Source organism: Corallococcus sp. RDP092CA (assembly GCF_041903675.1).
GTDB lineage: Bacteria > Myxococcota > Myxococcia > Myxococcales > Myxococcaceae > Corallococcus.
This window is the reverse complement of sequence record NZ_JAYESI010000028.1, coordinates 1-14,604: the sequence shown is the minus strand read 5'-3', so window position 1 is coordinate 14,604 and position 14,604 is coordinate 1. Positions and strand designations below refer to the sequence as shown.

Genomic DNA, 14,604 nt, shown 5'->3' with positions numbered 1-14,604 from the left:
GCTCCCCCTGGAGGGCCGGAACGGTGGGGGGGGCGGGGCCGCTACTCGACCTGGATCTTGAGCTTCTGCGGCTTCGGCGTGGAGGCCTCTTCCACCTGTTGCAACTGGTGGTCGACGATCTCCATGAAGCCCTTGAGCATCTCCGCGTTCGCCTTCAGCACGCTCTTGCGCAGGGTGAAGTAGATGGTGCGCTCGGCTTCGAGGTTGGCGATGAGCTGCTCTTGAACGGCCGCCATCAGCCTGGCACCAAACGACTTGGGCAGCTCGCGTTGCGTGGTCATGACAGCTCCTTTGCTGCGTGGGGTGTCTTGGATTCTCGCTGGACTCGTGGAGCTCTAACAACGGAGGAGTCTCCATTACTTCTGGAAGATGACCTGCAATTCGTTGGCGTTCTTCTTCGCGGTCACCGACGAGTAATGGAGCATCGCGGTCGGCAGCGGGACGTAGCGCTTGAAGTTTCCGATGCGGATGACCAGGTCGTTCTCCGAGCGCGTCATCGTCAGCTCGCGCTTGTCCACGAACGGGAGGTTCATCTTCAGCACGTAGCCATCTCCCTCCTTGGCGAAGGCATAGGAGGGCTGGCTGACATAGCACTGGGTGGGATCCTCCTTCTTGTAGAGGACGTCCACCACCTCGCCCAGTCTTTCCATGCCCATCACTTCGCTGGCGAAGTAGGGGACGGGGACCACCGGCACGGGGCTGAAATACTCATTCACCTCCTGGCAGTAGCGCGCCTGGTTCTCCGCCCACCGCGAGAAGTAGCCCTCCGCCGCCGGCATGACGCGGTTGATGACCACCATCTCCGTCGTCATTCCATACAGATTGAAATACATGTAGGCGCGCTGGGTCTCCCGGATGACCATCTTCTCGGGGTTGCAGACCAGGCGCACCGTCGTCTGCGTGGGGTCCAGCAGGCGCTTCTGGATGCCATTGAGCTCGGAGAACATCCCCTTGAGGCTGTTGAAGTAGTCATCCTCCGGGATGCCCATCTTGGAGGAGCTCTTGCCCAGGAGGGGCCGCACCAGCTTGCCGACCTGTCGGTCGAAGCTGAAGCGCGTCTTGACGTACCACTCGAGCGTCGCGGTGATGTTGACGAAGCGCAACGACTCGCTGGTGGGAGGGCAATCCACCACGATGGTGTCGTAGAGGTTCTTGTTGATGTAGCGGTTGATGAAGATGAGCGCGACGACGTCCTCCATGCCGGGGAGGATCGCCACCTCTTCGGCCACCACGTCCGCGACGCCGGCGGAGGCGAAGAGCGAGGCCAGGTACTGGTAGATGGTGCTCCACTCGCGCTCGAGCTCCTCGGCGACGTCGATCTCCTGGATCTCCAGGTTGTCAGCCACCTTCGTGGGCCGGCCCTTGTTGTGGTCGAAGAGGCTGAGGTCCAGGTTGAAGGAGTCCGCGAGGCTGTGCGCCAGATCGAAGGAGAGGATGAGGGTGCGGGAGCCCTTCTGGGAGGCCGCCAGTCCCGTCGCCGCGGCAACGGTCGTCTTCCCGACGCCGCCCTTCCCTGAAATCATGATGATGCGAGCCATTCAGATACCCCTGGGGTAACGGGAGACGACGAAGAGACGAAGGAGGTGCCACCGGGCGCCGATGCTCTGGCGCGAGGTCAGGGAGGGGTGAGGTCGGTCACGATGAGCGAGCCGCCGGCCCCGGTGGGCGTCTGGTGCGGGCGCGACTGACGGAGCCAGTGGTGCTGCATCCACCGCAAGGCTCCGCTCAGGTCCGCGTCGTCCGCGATGCCGAGCAGCTTCTCCACCACGTTTGGCATCAGGTCGACGGGGATCACCGGCAGCCAGGCGTTGGTCATGGGGACGGCGTCCTGGAGCGGGGGATTGAGCCGGAAGAAGTTCTGCTCGCCGAGGATCTGGAGGCACTGGAAGCTCACGGCCTCCACGCCGCTGGCGAAGACCATCTCCAGCAGCAGGCCGGGCTGCTTGAGGTCGAGCACCCACTGGCGAGGGCCCCAGTCCCCGTCCTCGGAGGCGATGTAGCGGCGGTTCAGGCCTCCGCCCACGGAGAACAGCTGGATGTCAGGCGGCTCGAACTTGTCGCCGCGCAGGCCCTCGGCGAGGGCGCACATGCTCGGGTTGTTGGCGTAGATGCCGGCGTCGACGAAGCCCTCGAAGATGGGGAAGCCCATGGGGCTGGCGGCGGTCCGTAGGCCCACGTCGACAGCGAGCTCGCCGTGGTCGCCGTTGGGGTCGCGGGTGGACAGGGTGCTGAAGATCCGCGGTGCCCAGCTGCGCTGGCGGCCGCCGCGGCCCTGGTTGTCCAGCTCGAAGGTGGGGATGACGACCTGCCGCGTGAGCTGGCCCAGGGTCGCGTCTCCCAGCAATGCCTCCAGGGCCCTGCGCGCCTCGTGGTTGGTGTAGGTCGCGGTCGACAGCGGGCTGAACGCATGCTGGGGAAGGTTCAGCGTGAAGTAGCGGGAGTCCGACCAGAAATCGATGGCCACCTGGAGCTGCTCCGCCGGAGAGGTCCCCGATGCGAGGATCAGCGCGGAGATGCCGCCCGCCGACGTGCCCGAAAAGGCATCCACGTCATTGAGGAAGGGGAACATCGCGTTGAGGCGCTGGAGGAGCCGCAGGCTGATAAGGGTATGCAACCCCCCTCCGTCCAGGCAGAGGACCTTGAGACCGGTGGGTGCCATTGGAAGTCCTTGCAGATATCGAGGTTTCAGCGCCGACCCGGGAATTCGTACCCAGATGCAAGGGTGGGGAACAGTCCGCAGCGCGTCGCGCCCTTCAGGACCACGCCATGGGTTGAGTCAGGGTGGACGCGGCATGAGGGCGCGGATTCGCGAGCACGTTCGACCTGGATCCGAGGTAAATCATTGCCGCGCGGAGGCGTCTGGCGCGCCAAGTACCTGGAATCGTGGCGGGAAACTGCGAGAGGCAGACTTGGTGAGTAGCTGTCGCCGCGCTTCGCATTGACTACTCATGGGCAGGGTTTCCGCCCTGGTGCGTGATCAATGGCATGCGTGCCTGGTGGGTTGTCAGGATGGGGTGCGTGGGCTTGCCTGACGCGCTGCCTTTGGGCAACCACGGCACGCCCATCCGACAAGATTTCGTTGCGAAGGTTTGCGACCTCTCCGTTCAAGGGGCTGGCGCGTGGCCCTGGAAGGTCTGTGGTGGGACGCTGGACGGACTGGAGGAACACGAACTCGAAGCGTTGCCGATGCGGAAGTGGAGGCATTCAGCGGTTCATTGCGGTGGCAGTGTGGATGGTGTTGTGCCGCTCCGGATTGTTGAGACACCGGGTTGGTCGTAGTCAGGCCGCCTGTCTCGACTGCATCAGCTCTTGCTGGGCCTGACTCGGCGAGTGGAAATTGTGGCGTTCCAGCTGCCAGTGCCCGTTGTGCCTGTGAGAGCACTTCAGCAGGGCCTGCCGCAGTTCCTCCATGGCAGAGAGGGTGCAGTCCCAGAGGAGATGTCCCTTGAGGGGGCGGATGAGACGACAACGGAGCCGCAACCGGGCGCCCTGCACCTGACGCGGCATCAGCACCCGCTGGCCCGAGGCGGCCGGCACCCATTCCTTTCAATCCTGAGTCATGACGCGCGGCCGGCCCCAAGCCGAGCTGAACGTCAGACGTGTGTCCTTTGCTCCCCTCGCTGGGGCATTGCTGGGAGGCGTGTATGCGAATGGCGAGACGTTGGGCGGTATGGCTGGGGTTGCTGTGGCCCGTGGGCGCGTGGGCGGAGGACGTCCCGGAAGTGCAGCCCGTGGAGGAAGACGCGCCTCCTGGCGAAGACATCTCCTTTCCGACTCCGGAGGAGGTGTCCCGGACGTCGTCCCAGGACCGGCCCTGGAACTACCTCACGCGCGTGGAGGCGGAGCCGTGGGCGCTGTGGCCCCAGCGCGGGGGCGAAGCCGAGGGCTTCATGCAGGTGGAGCCGATGCTGGTGCTGGACGGCGGAGAGAAGTTCGGCGCGAACCTCGGAGGCCCGGTGCGCTTTCGCCTCCGGGGCGGCGAAGGCGCGGGGCGGGTGCGGAAAGAGGACTGGGACACCCTCTCGGACTTCGGGCAACTGGTGAGGGCGCTGAAGCTGGGGGCCGACTCGTCGCCCGTGGCGTTGTGGGTGGGGCAGATGGAGGGCTTCCACCTGCTGTCCGGGCACCTGGTGCGGCGCTACTCCAACCTGACGAATCCGGACTACCACCCAGCGGGCGCCCTCCTCACGGCCATGGCGGGCCCGCTGTACGTGGAGGGCTTCGCCTCGGACGTGCTGGCCGCGCGCCTCATGGCGGCGGAGGTGGAAGTGGACGTGCAGCACGTCCTCTTCGGCAAGCCGCGCAAGCGCAAGCACTACACGCTGTCGCTGTCCGTCGCGCATGACTTCGCGCGGGTGTCCGAGACGTCGCGCCGGGCCCTGCTGGCGCACCTGGACGGCACGGCGGTGCTGTGGCTGCGCAAGGGCCGCGAGGTGCACGTCGTCGCCGGGTGGGGCGGGCGTCCGGGGGAAGGAGGGGCCTGGGGCGCGGTGGCGGGCGTCGGCCTGGACGTGGTGACGCCGCAATTGGACTTGCTGGCGCGGCTGGAGGTGCGCCGGCAACACGGCGGCTTCCGTCAGGGCTACTTCGGCGCGGACTACGAGTTGGCACGCTTCCAGGCGGCGGGAACCTCCGGCCTGCCGCTGGCGGAGGCGCCCTTCCCGGACGGGTACTCCGTGCAGACGGAGGCCTCGGTGGCCTGGGACGCGGAGCTGCTGGACGAGGTGCTGCACCGTCACCTTCGCATGACGGTGGGCGTGGAGGCCTTCAGCTGGGGCCGCCTGGACGCGGACTGGCGCCTCGGCGTGCAGTTGCTTCGCCGGAACGTGGAGCTGGCCCTGAAGGGGCTGGCGGTGGGCGTGGGCCAGCCCGGAGCGCGCTACCTCGTTTCCGGTGAGGCCCGGTGGCGCTTCCTCGGAGGGAAGCTGTACGCGACGGGCCAGGGGGGCACGCTGCTGTTCCCCACGGCGGAAGGGACGCTGCGGCCGGGGGCCTTCGCTTCGGTGGGCCTGGGGGTGGACAATGCGCGCTGACACGTGGCTGCTGCTGAGCGTGGCCCTCCTCTCCACCGGGTGCATGGGACTGGTGGGGCCCGCGAGCCGGGGCACCCTCCAGCAACGCGCGGGGGCTGTGCCCTCGTACTCAAGCCCTGCGGACGGAAGGGGCTCCGCGCACGCCGCGCCGTCCGTCGAGGACGAGGACGACGAGGACGAGCGCACCCACCGCCGCCGCCCCACGCGCGTATCGGCAGGGACGGCCCTCATCACCACCAGCCACGGCGAGCAGACGCGACTGGCCGTGCAGATGGGCCTGCTGGAGGTGGACGTCTTCGAGAAGTTGCTGGTGCTCGCGGGCCTGGACGACCTGGACGAGCTGCCCCTCCGGCACAACCCCTTCACCCAGGACGATGCGGTGGAGGTGCTGGGCCGGCTCATGCAGAAGCCCGTGACGCTGGGCACCTTCCCGCCGCGCATGGCGGCGGGCTTCCTGCTGCGCGAGGTGCTGGAGGGCGGCGAAGTCTCGCGCGAGGAGCTGCTGCGCCGGGTGAAGCGTTTCAGCCGCGAGCAGGTGGCCGTCCTCCGACCAGACGGCTACCTCGTGTGGGCCCTCGATGGGCGCACCCAGCAGAAGGTGGCGCCCGTCGAGTGGAAGGACGGCGCCTTCCGAGCGCACGGCTTCGAGTTGGGGCGCTTCTACAGCGGCAAGGGCGGCGTCTTCCGCGCCGTGGACGCGCGGCTCCAGGCTTCGGACTGGCGGCCCCTGGCGGAGGTGTACGACGACGCGGACGTCATCAACCGCTCGCTGGACGGGGCCGAGGACGCCTTCGTGGAGCTGTACCACGCACTGGGACAACTCCTGTCCCGCCCCGTGGACAGCATCGCGGGGCTGCGCCACCTCCCGGCCGGCTTGGCGGCCCTCATCTCCTCGTCGCCTGCGTACTGGGAGCGCTTCCAGTTCATGACGCAGGGCGAGCAGATTCGCGAGGTGGCGCGGCTGGCGACGAGCGTGTTCGCCACCTGGGGCGCGGCCTCGACGACGACGCGGACCCTGAAGGGGCTGGTGGTGGGGGCGGAGGCCACGGTGCCGGTGCTCTCGCTGTCAGCGGAGGGCGTGCTGGTGCTGGAGCGCGTCGCGGTGCCAGCAGGGCGCGCGGCGTCGGTGTTGAGCGGAGGGCCCGGGGCGGCCATCATCCTCCAGAAGGCAGGGAATGCGTCAGGCTCGGGTGGTGGGAGTGGTGGAGGTGCGCAGGGCGCCGTGCCGTCGAGCGGGCCGCGGGGCTACTCGTCCTTCAAGTCGTTCAAGCGTGCCATGGGGCCGGCAGGGCAGGGGAAGGAGTGGCACCACATCGTGGAGCAGACGGACGGGAACGCAGCTCGCTTCGGACCGCAGGCGCTCCACAACACGGAGAATGTCATCCCGCTCGACGAGGCAGTGCACCGGCAGATCAGCGGATATTACTCGTCGGTTCGTTCATTCTCCCAAGGCAAGACCGTGCGCGCATGGCTCGCCCCCCAATCGTTCGAGGCGCAGCGGGCATTCGGTCTGAAAGTCCTCCGTGATTATGGGGTTACTCCATGAAGCATGAATCGTCGAAGCAGGCCTCTGTTAGCGAACTGGTTGCGGCCTACGTAAAGGCGGCGGAGTTGCATTGGCAGGCCACCGTCAAGGGGGCCCACAAGAGCGCAAACGCGCAGTACGAAAGACTCAGTGCCGCACGGCGAGAGCTGCGGGACAGGGGGGAGGATGGACGTTCGGCCTTGACGGAGTTGCTGCAACACAGCAATTCGAATGTCCGCCTGTGGGCCGCATCCCACGTCTTGGAGTTTGCCCCTGCGCTAGCGGAGGCGGAACTGGAGCGGCTGGCTCAAGGTCCAGCCGGTGCGATGAGACTTGATGCTGAGATGACGCTCAGTGAGTGGCGGGCTGGGAACCTGAAGTTCACTGAGGGCTGAGCAATCCGTCCGTCGTCACCTCTGACATCGGCAGCGGGACGAGCCAGTGGTGCCAACTCGGCGCTAACAGCGTTCTAACAGCGGCAGGCGGTCAGAAACGAACGGGGTTGGACGGTTTGCACCGTCCAACCCCGCGTTTTTACATGTCCCCGACGGGATTCGAACCCGTGTTACCGGCTTGAAAGGCCAGCGTCCTGGAGTCCTGGGGTGCGAGAGGTTACGTTATAAGTCATTGGAGCGACTGGGCTTTATGGGCCTTTCCGAAGCTGGCTGGTACCCGGGTTCAGCGCTCATACGTAACCTGTACGTAATGGGTGATTGATGAGCGGCTGGACCGGCAAGTGGGCAGGCGGACGCACCAAGATCGACGGAAAGGGCCGAGCCCAGTGGGTGCTGGAGCGCATGGTCGCGGGCCGGCGCTTCACCAAGGTGCTGGATGCCACCAGTGAGAAGCAAGCCCTCGCCGAGCTCGCGCTGTTCGAGCGGGACCCCGACCAGTACGTGACCGCCAAGGAGGCCGCCGCCAAGGCCAGGGCCGATGCCGTCATCATCGACGCCCCAACGGTCGCTGGCTTCCTTGATGACCTGCGGCGGAAGGGCAGGACCGAGCCCTATATCCGCTACATCAGGAGCTATCTCGCCGACTGGGTCGAGCGACTGGGGGCCGTGGATCTGCGACAGGTCACGCTCCAGCAGTACCGGCAGGCCCTGGCGAAGATGAAGGGGGCGGAGCACAAGCGCATCGTCGCCCTCAAGAGCCTGACTGCATACCTGCGTGAACAGGGCCGACTGACACGCACGCAGGATGCGACCCTCGATTTGAAGACGCCGACCATCAAGCCGGCCCGCCCCATGGATGAGCGCGCCTACACGATGGATCACGTCCAGAAGTTCTATGCGGCTCTGAGCAGCTACCGGTACGTGACCGGCTACCGGGTTGACCGCCAGCCGGAGGAGGGTGAGTTCCAGACCGTGGACATGCAGCCGGTCCGGGACGTGTTCGTCCTCCGGGCTTTGTGTGGGATGCACGGGACCGAGATCGAGCGCCTGGCCGAAGGGAAGGGTGTCATCAACCTCCTCGAAGGCTATGGAGAGATCGTAGGTACGCTCTTTTTCCCGCACAAGAGCGGAGAGGGGCACGTCGTGTCGGTGGATGCCCAGGCTCTGGCTGCGGCTCAACGTCTTCAGGCCCGTGGTCGGGCTCCGAATCGGGTCTACCTGTCGAGGGCGATGCGCAAGACCGCACAGCAGAGCGGTTTGGAGGTCATCGAGCTGGAGCGCTTGCGGCACTCCTTCATCACCTGGGCCGTGACCGGAGGCACGCTCGTGCAGCCCAAGGACGGCGGCATCCCCATCGCGAGTATCGCTGAGCTGGTCGGGCACAAGACGCAGCGGACAACGCGGCGGTTCTACTTGGGCACGTTCATCCCGCCGATGGCCAGGCTGACGCTGCGCTTGGATCATCCAGAAGATCCGAAGCCAGTCCCGAAGTTCGTCGTCGTGGCCGGTTGAACCGTACGTCGTCACCGCTCCCCGTCCTGACGTGAGGTACTGATCGTGAAGTCGTCCCCGTCATGGCCCTGGAGAAGACGGCAGCGGAGTTGAAGGCAAAAGGGAAGAGGATGGAGGAGCGAGGACCACGCACCGCTTTCACGCAGGGCTGCAAGGGGCGGGTGGTGAACTACTTGCGGCAACGCACGGCCCAGGGTGCCAGCATTGCCGCGATGGTTGCAAAGCCGCTTGATCGACAGGACGGTGGGCCGCGTTCTGGCTTGAGGCGCTACGGCTGGGGCGGCACGAGCTGTCGGAGCGACGCCACCATCTCGCCGAGCCCCCTCCGATGTCGCCCCGGGCTGCTGCGCTCCCCCTGCGGCTGGATAATCGTCCTCGCTCTGTGGAGCACCTCGTGGCCGGCGAGCGCTCGATTCACCTCAGACCCAATCACCCACACCAGCTGTAGCGGCTCGTTGGAGACGCTGGGCCATACGAAGCGATTGAAGCTGTCGCGAACCATCTGTAAGAGCTCGCCGTGCCCCGTCGTGACCGCCCCGATCCGCTCGTCGAAGCGCGCCGGGCTGATGGACTGGTTCCCGGCACCGTCTTCAGCGTTCGTACTCAGCGTCCCGTTTCAGCAGCGATTCCGGCGAGCGCGCCTGAGAGCTCTTCCGGTGTGGCGCGTTCGGGCTCGGATGCTACCCGCTCCGCGCGGTCGACGGCGTCCAGCCACGCGTTGGCGTAAAAGCCGTACTTGAGCTGGTCGAGATAGCGCGTCCAGGGGATCGGGTACACGCACGGCTCGTCGGTCGTCGTGCGGTCGACCACGTAAAGCCAGTACTCGATATCGGATCCCACCGCGGCCACGGCGTCCCGGAACTGCCGCGCGCTCAGAGCGACGCTCGCATCCTCCTGGAACACGCCTTCCTTCCCCTTCACCTCGATGTGACGGCAGCGCCCTGAGGCAGGATCGACACTCTGGACGTCGAAGCCCGGCTGGAGGTCGTCCATGGCCTGAGCGCTCCACCCGCGGGCGGCTTCGTACCGGAGCACAGCCTCTCGGGCCGCGTGATCGTCTTTTCGAGGTCGGCTCGCTCCGTTGCCGACCGCATCGTCACTCCGATCCACTACCAAGAATTTGAGGATATTCCGCCCGGTCCGGGACTCCGGACCGTTGGCAACCGGCAATGGATCAGGGCCTGCGGGAAGGGGCTGGTCCTCCGCGCGCTCGTTGCCCTTGGAGGACGGCGAGGTGCCGGGTGCCCCGGCGTCAGGCTCGAGCAACGGCGCCAGGATCGCATCAGGCCGCTGGAGTTCGTCTTCTCGTTTAACGCCCTTGAGCAACGGCGAAGCGCGAGTTGGCCCATCGCCGGAATCGGGCTTCGGTACTTCGACGTCTCCGGTGGGGGACGGGACGCCCAGGCTCTCAGCCAGCATCCGAAGCGACACCTCAAAGTCGGTTTCGTCGTCGAGGTGATGCAGGGCACCCGTGAGCCAGGCAACCTCGCTTCCGCGCTGCCCCAACTGGAAGAACTGGACGAGCTGATCGGCCGCCTCGGTCGCAAATTGCGCCGGCCTGCCCGCCACCACCAGCCGCGCCCGCTCGATGTAGGCCGAAACCTGGAGCCGGGCAGAGGGCAAGTCCGGCCGTTCCAAGTTCAGCTCAAGTCGCTCACAGTACCGGACGGCTTCGAGGACGCGCCGGTCCTCAATCGTCGAGAGCATCCCGACGAGCCGTTCAAGCCGGGACGCAAACGTTGGGCGAGCAATCCCCTGGCCCTCAACCAGCCTGATGCGATCGCTCAGGAGGCAGACTCCGAGTTTGGCGGCCACCCTCTTCACCTGCTCTCGCCCATCGCCGAGGTGGGCGCTCGCGACGGACACGGCGCTCGGCAGGTGCCTGCGGATGAGCGGCGACTGGACGTCATCAATCGCGAGGCTCGGGCTGAGCGGGTGCCACTCTCGGCTTCCGTACAGATATGCGCCACGAAGCGCCTCGTTCCACTCCCGCCGCAGAAGGCCGTTGTCGAGATCGTCCGCCACGTACCGGTACGCAGCGGCAAGATGGCGTCTGCGTTCTTCGACGCGCTTCGGACGCTCCTCCCAGATGCTGCGCAGGAACGCGAGCGCCTGGGACCCGGTGGTCGTCGCGGGCATCGACGGCCAGACCTGCAGGAGTTCGTACTGGAGAAATGGATCTAGCGAAGTGAGGTCGAGCACCCAGCCGTCTAGATCGCTCCTGAGGCCTGGCCCCACTCCGGCACGTCGGACGATCCGCTCCAGCGGGCGCGCCTGGACCCGGATGACTGACAAGGCCTCGTTCATCTGCGCGTCTGTCGCCTCTCCAGCCCCTACGGATGCGCGGGCGTCGCGGAGGAGCTGCGCGAGGACCTTGTCCTCCAGAGCACCGGCGCCGCGGGATGCGAGCCGGCGCAGGGCTGGCGCCTTTGACACGTTGGCGCCGAACTCCACGCCCTCCTGCTGCAACCGCTTGCCGAATTCCGAGTCCAGAGCAGCGATGGGAACGCCTTCGTAGTCCGGATCGGCCTGCAACCTGACGTCGGCCGGCCTCCGCCGTTCCCCGTCGCTGCAAGGAACCCAGGCCACCGCCTCCAGGAAGAGGACCCAGTTGGCCTTGCGGGCGCCGCGCGTGACCAACTCGACGAAGTAGGCGCTCTCGGCAAAGACGCGGCCCTTCCCGTCCAGCGCGCGATACCCCCTCGACAGCCAGTCCGCGAGCGCCGCCGCCGGGAACCGCGGAGCCAACGGCGTAAAGACCATGTCGACGATCGAGTAGCCCTGACGATTGGCGTTCGCGACGAGCTTCTCCTCGATATCGAGCGCCTTCGCGACGTCCGAGCGACGATACAAATGCGTCCTCTGAGGAAGGAGCGCGACGTCGCCGCGCACCCCGAGCTTTCGGAAGAAGGGCACGAGCGTCTCGACCGAGGCAACGTCGAGGTAGTCCCGGTGGATGGCAGGGATGTTCCCGAAGAGGCTGCGGCGATGCATGCCGCCTTCCACGTAGGGGTCTGCGAGCAGCGCATCTGCTGGCTTCCGCGGTCCCTCCTCCGTGAGAATCCACGGCACAAGGTCCGCACGCTGGCCGCGGCTGAGCGCCAAGTCGAGCAGCTGGACCAAAGGGAAGGCTTCCCGACGGGTCTTGTCCGCGAGCGCCTGCTGAATGACGGCCGTGAGCTCGACGCCCTGCCTCAGCCGCTTGAACCACGCAATCCCGGGACCGCTTGCCTTCTGCACCACCTGCCGGAGGCCGGGAGCTAGGCGCTCCCCCGGAATGGGGAGCAAGTCGGCCAGCGCGGCCGCGATGACCTCGCCGGACCTCTCCCCCGGCGACGGCGGCTCCTCGTTTAGCCACCGGATCCGCCCCGCCCCAACCCAGGCTCCGTCTTCGGTACGAACAACCGGAGACTCCTGCCACGGCGGAGCCGCCACCGAGTTCCACAGCGCGAACAGCGCGTCATGGCGTTCGTCCTCCGGGACTCCGCTCCACCAGCGGGGGAGTGCCGCCGGCCACGCGTGGATGGGGGGAACGATCTCGGGGCCGTAGCCGAGCCACAGAAAGAACTGAGTGGCGGAGTCTCCCAGCTTCGCCTCGTCCATGACGTCGCGATCAAAGAGCAGGTCGGGGCGCCAGCCCGCCCGCCGGCCGAACTCCGCGCGAAACTCGGAGGGAAGGCGCCAGACGTCCGGGGGCCTGCGCAGTTCCTGTTCCGGTGCGCCGTGGACCGGAACAACGGCAAGGTCACCTATCGCAGCGCCAATGGCGGAGCGGAGGTTCTCAAACGCGGCGCCAAGCGTTCCCTCATCGGAGCGCGGAACCAACAGGGCCTCCCACCCGGAGCGTCGGACCTCGGGCCGCTCGGCAACCCAGAGGAGCAGCTGTCGAATGAGCTCCGGTACCCGCTTCAGGATGGCCTCATGCCACGGGTCGCCGACGACATCCCGGAGGTTCTGGCGGTCCAGGTTCACGAGCCAGTCCGCCTGGAGGTGGAAGCGAAACGGGAGTTCCACCTGCGTAGGCAGCGTCGCGTAGACGTGACCGCGGGCGGGAGGGACGGGGCGACCCGCGCCATCAATCGGCAGGAGGGCAATCACTTCCCGAGATGGACGCTCGCCCGTACTGTCCGTCTGGTCGCGAAGAGCCTTCCGGACCTCCAGAAATCTCCGCATGGCAGCGTCGTCCGGACGGTAGCTCGCCCGAAAGCACGCCCACCTCCAGGGAGCATCACGGGCGGAGTCGTAGACCTCGGCAATACCGTCCGTTGCGTGCAAACTCCAGGTCCGCTCTCCGATAGATACGCGCTCGAGTCCTCGTAGCGCCAGGACGGCAAGCGGCGTCGGATCGTCCACGGAGCACAGGTGCTCGAGATCCTCGAACGGGGCTCCGGCCGGCCCCCGTGGAGCGCGGAGATCGAACCGAGTAGTGAAGCCGGGTTCGGGATCGGGGAGGTCCGGAGCCCACGACGGAAGCAACGTGTCGAACAAGTCAGGCCGTTCCGCCCCGAGGTCTCCATGCTCGGTCCCCACGTCGAAGCGAAACTTCCAGCCGAACCCGCTGACGCCAACCGTCTTGAAGCGGGAGAACGCCGCCTTGAACCCGACCCCCATGAACCCCACCGAAGTGAGGCCCTTGGTCGACGCTCCGACGGAAGCGAGGCCACGCACGTGGCGCTCTTCGAGCGGCTCAAGCCCGTCGTGCTGGAGCACGACATCGCCGGTGTCCGTCACGGTCCACTTCACCCAACGAGCGCCGGCGTCTCGCGCGTTCTGCGAAAGTTCGAAGACATACAACCAAGGGTGAGGAAGGCCTGCAGACAGGAGCGTCCGCGCCATCTCACGGGCCTTCAGACCATAGTCGCGCTCGTTCTCCTCACGTACTTGCCGGACGAACGCTTCCTGCGTTGGATTGATCTGCATTCTTGAGGGCCCCTCTGCTGGGCGTGGATTCTATCAGTACCAGCGACCGGGGCGTGCCCCGTCCCGGCTCCTTCGCGGGCGACGTGGTGGCGGAAGCTGGCCGCACCGCTAGACTCTTGCCTCATTGGAGGACACGCGATGCCGAGGCGCAAGAGGAGCTACGGCCCCACCGACAAACACGACGGACCCCGACGTGGCGAGTCGATACAGGAGTGGATGCGTCGTGACATCGAGAGAATGCAGCGTGAGGCCGAGAGGAACCCTCGCCCCGCTTACGTGGATGACCGCCAGCCCTCACCCTGCTTCGATCAGACCGAGGAACAGATCGAGGCATGGCTCCGAGCCAACGTGAAGATGGGCACTGAGGTCGCGGTGCGGGAGACGCAGGGATACCACCTTCGCTACACCATAGCCTCGGTGGACTACCTCGGTAAGGGTCGCTTCGGGGTGGGGAGCAGTGGATCCTTCTACTACAGCGGCAAGAACTGCTTTCACCCCAAGGGGCAGACCCGTTTAGTCATACCGACCGATGCCGTTCGTGGGTTCATCCAGCGGCATCCACAAGGGGTATCTTGGCTCGACAAGAACAGCTACCGAGTTGGGTTCTACTAAGCCGTCGGACGTGGTTTGTATCCATGTCGGAACAGGCCCCTGGTGGTAGCGCGAGCGTCCGCCGAATAGCTGCGAGGATCTGCTCACGCATCGCCTCGCCCCTCAGCAGTCTCCTGGTCGGGGTGGACACTATGTCCGGGGCTTAGATGCGCAGGTCACGAATGGCGGCAGCCAGCGTCTGGGCTTGGTCCTGGGCTCGCCGGGGCTGGGCAGTACGCCGTCGGGACCGCGTCTGGGACTCGCCAGCCTGAAGTGCCTCCAGACTGGCCACTGAGATCATGGTTCGCCTGCCTACGGATTTCCCACGCTGGAGCTGTCCCCGGCACAGCAGTTTGAAAACTTGGGTCCGGGCGCAACCCAGGCGCCGAGCAGCCTCCTCGACAGGGATGGATACTGGGAGTGGGGCCCCGACCTGATGCCGCAGTTCCAGCAGCTCCTGGCGCTGGGCGTGGACCTCTATGCGGAGGGCCCGCAGCTCCGGGTCAAGTCCCGAATCTTGTGTAGTTGGTTCGGAGGGGGTTCGGGGGAGGGAGGCTCCTTGGCGGTATCAAGCAGCGGCAGTGTCAGGGGGTGATTTCAGCAGAGACATGTCGAGGTAGCGGCGGTC

Annotated in this window: 9 protein-coding genes; 5 read left to right on the top strand and 4 right to left on the bottom strand. The window is 66.4% G+C overall.

Annotation, left to right across the window (positions count from 1 at the left end; genetic code table 11):
* Positions 1–41: 41 nt before the first annotated feature.
* The 3 genes from U8525_RS25990 to U8525_RS25980 all read right to left on the bottom strand — a co-directional run bounded on the left by U8525_RS25990 (position 42) and on the right by U8525_RS25980 (position 2,659).
* Positions 42–281 carry a hypothetical protein gene (locus tag U8525_RS25990; protein WP_374269102.1) on the bottom strand — a complete coding sequence of 80 codons (240 nt, stop codon included), beginning with the start codon at positions 279–281 and terminating at the stop codon, positions 42–44.
* Between the two features lie 75 nt (positions 282–356).
* Positions 357–1,538: an ArsA family ATPase gene (locus U8525_RS25985; RefSeq protein ID WP_374269100.1), complete on the bottom strand. Its 1,182-nt coding sequence runs from the start codon at positions 1,536–1,538 to the stop codon at positions 357–359.
* Positions 1,539–1,615: 77 nt separating this feature from the next.
* The gene (locus tag U8525_RS25980) at positions 1,616–2,659 is read right to left on the bottom strand and encodes a patatin-like phospholipase family protein (protein WP_374269098.1); all 1,044 of its coding nucleotides are present in this window, start codon (positions 2,657–2,659) and stop codon (positions 1,616–1,618) included.
* A 991-nt stretch (positions 2,660–3,650) separates the two neighbouring features.
* Here U8525_RS25980 and U8525_RS25975 point away from each other — a divergent pair.
* The 4 genes from U8525_RS25975 (at position 3,651) to U8525_RS25960 (ending at position 8,465) form a co-directional block, all read left to right on the top strand.
* Entirely contained in the window at positions 3,651–5,033 is a 1,383-nt protein-coding gene (locus U8525_RS25975; protein ID WP_374269096.1) for a hypothetical protein, read from the top strand.
* A complete protein-coding gene (locus U8525_RS25970) occupies positions 5,023–6,579 on the top strand; it encodes a hypothetical protein (protein WP_374269095.1) in 1,557 nt (518 codons plus the stop codon). The genes U8525_RS25975 and U8525_RS25970 overlap by 11 nt, the downstream gene beginning before the upstream one ends.
* The gene (locus U8525_RS25965) at positions 6,576–6,953 is read left to right on the top strand and encodes a DUF2019 domain-containing protein (protein ID WP_374269093.1); all 378 of its coding nucleotides are present in this window, start codon (positions 6,576–6,578) and stop codon (positions 6,951–6,953) included. The genes U8525_RS25970 and U8525_RS25965 overlap by 4 nt, the downstream gene beginning before the upstream one ends.
* A 321-nt stretch (positions 6,954–7,274) precedes the next feature.
* Positions 7,275–8,465 carry a hypothetical protein gene (locus U8525_RS25960; protein WP_374269092.1) on the top strand — a complete coding sequence of 397 codons (1,191 nt, stop codon included), beginning with the start codon at positions 7,275–7,277 and terminating at the stop codon, positions 8,463–8,465.
* 603 nt (positions 8,466–9,068) lie between these two features.
* Here U8525_RS25960 and U8525_RS25955 read toward each other — a convergent pair.
* Positions 9,069–13,385 carry a protein NO VEIN domain-containing protein gene (locus tag U8525_RS25955; protein ID WP_374269090.1) on the bottom strand — a complete coding sequence of 1,439 codons (4,317 nt, stop codon included), beginning with the start codon at positions 13,383–13,385 and terminating at the stop codon, positions 9,069–9,071.
* Between the two features lie 216 nt (positions 13,386–13,601).
* Between U8525_RS25955 and U8525_RS25950 the strand changes: the two genes are divergently transcribed.
* Positions 13,602–13,997: a hypothetical protein gene (locus U8525_RS25950; RefSeq protein ID WP_374269089.1), complete on the top strand. Its 396-nt coding sequence runs from the start codon at positions 13,602–13,604 to the stop codon at positions 13,995–13,997.
* Positions 13,998–14,604: the final 607 nt, after the last annotated feature.

Excerpts from the sequence above, each read along its gene's own strand:
- U8525_RS25990 (WP_374269102.1), bottom strand. The coding sequence starts at position 281 with ATGACCACGCAACGCGAGCTGCCCAAGTCGTTTGGTGCCAGGCTGATG.
- U8525_RS25985 (WP_374269100.1), bottom strand. The coding sequence starts at position 1,538 with ATGGCTCGCATCATCATGATTTCAGGGAAGGGCGGCGTCGGGAAGACG.
- U8525_RS25980 (WP_374269098.1), bottom strand. The coding sequence starts at position 2,659 with ATGGCACCCACCGGTCTCAAGGTCCTCTGCCTGGACGGAGGGGGGTTG.
- U8525_RS25975 (WP_374269096.1), top strand. The coding sequence starts at position 3,651 with ATGGCGAGACGTTGGGCGGTATGGCTGGGGTTGCTGTGGCCCGTGGGC.
- U8525_RS25970 (WP_374269095.1), top strand. The coding sequence starts at position 5,023 with ATGCGCGCTGACACGTGGCTGCTGCTGAGCGTGGCCCTCCTCTCCACC.
- U8525_RS25965 (WP_374269093.1), top strand. The coding sequence starts at position 6,576 with ATGAAGCATGAATCGTCGAAGCAGGCCTCTGTTAGCGAACTGGTTGCG.
- U8525_RS25960 (WP_374269092.1), top strand. The coding sequence starts at position 7,275 with ATGAGCGGCTGGACCGGCAAGTGGGCAGGCGGACGCACCAAGATCGAC.
- U8525_RS25955 (WP_374269090.1), bottom strand. The coding sequence starts at position 13,385 with ATGCAGATCAATCCAACGCAGGAAGCGTTCGTCCGGCAAGTACGTGAG.
- U8525_RS25950 (WP_374269089.1), top strand. The coding sequence starts at position 13,602 with ATGCGTCGTGACATCGAGAGAATGCAGCGTGAGGCCGAGAGGAACCCT.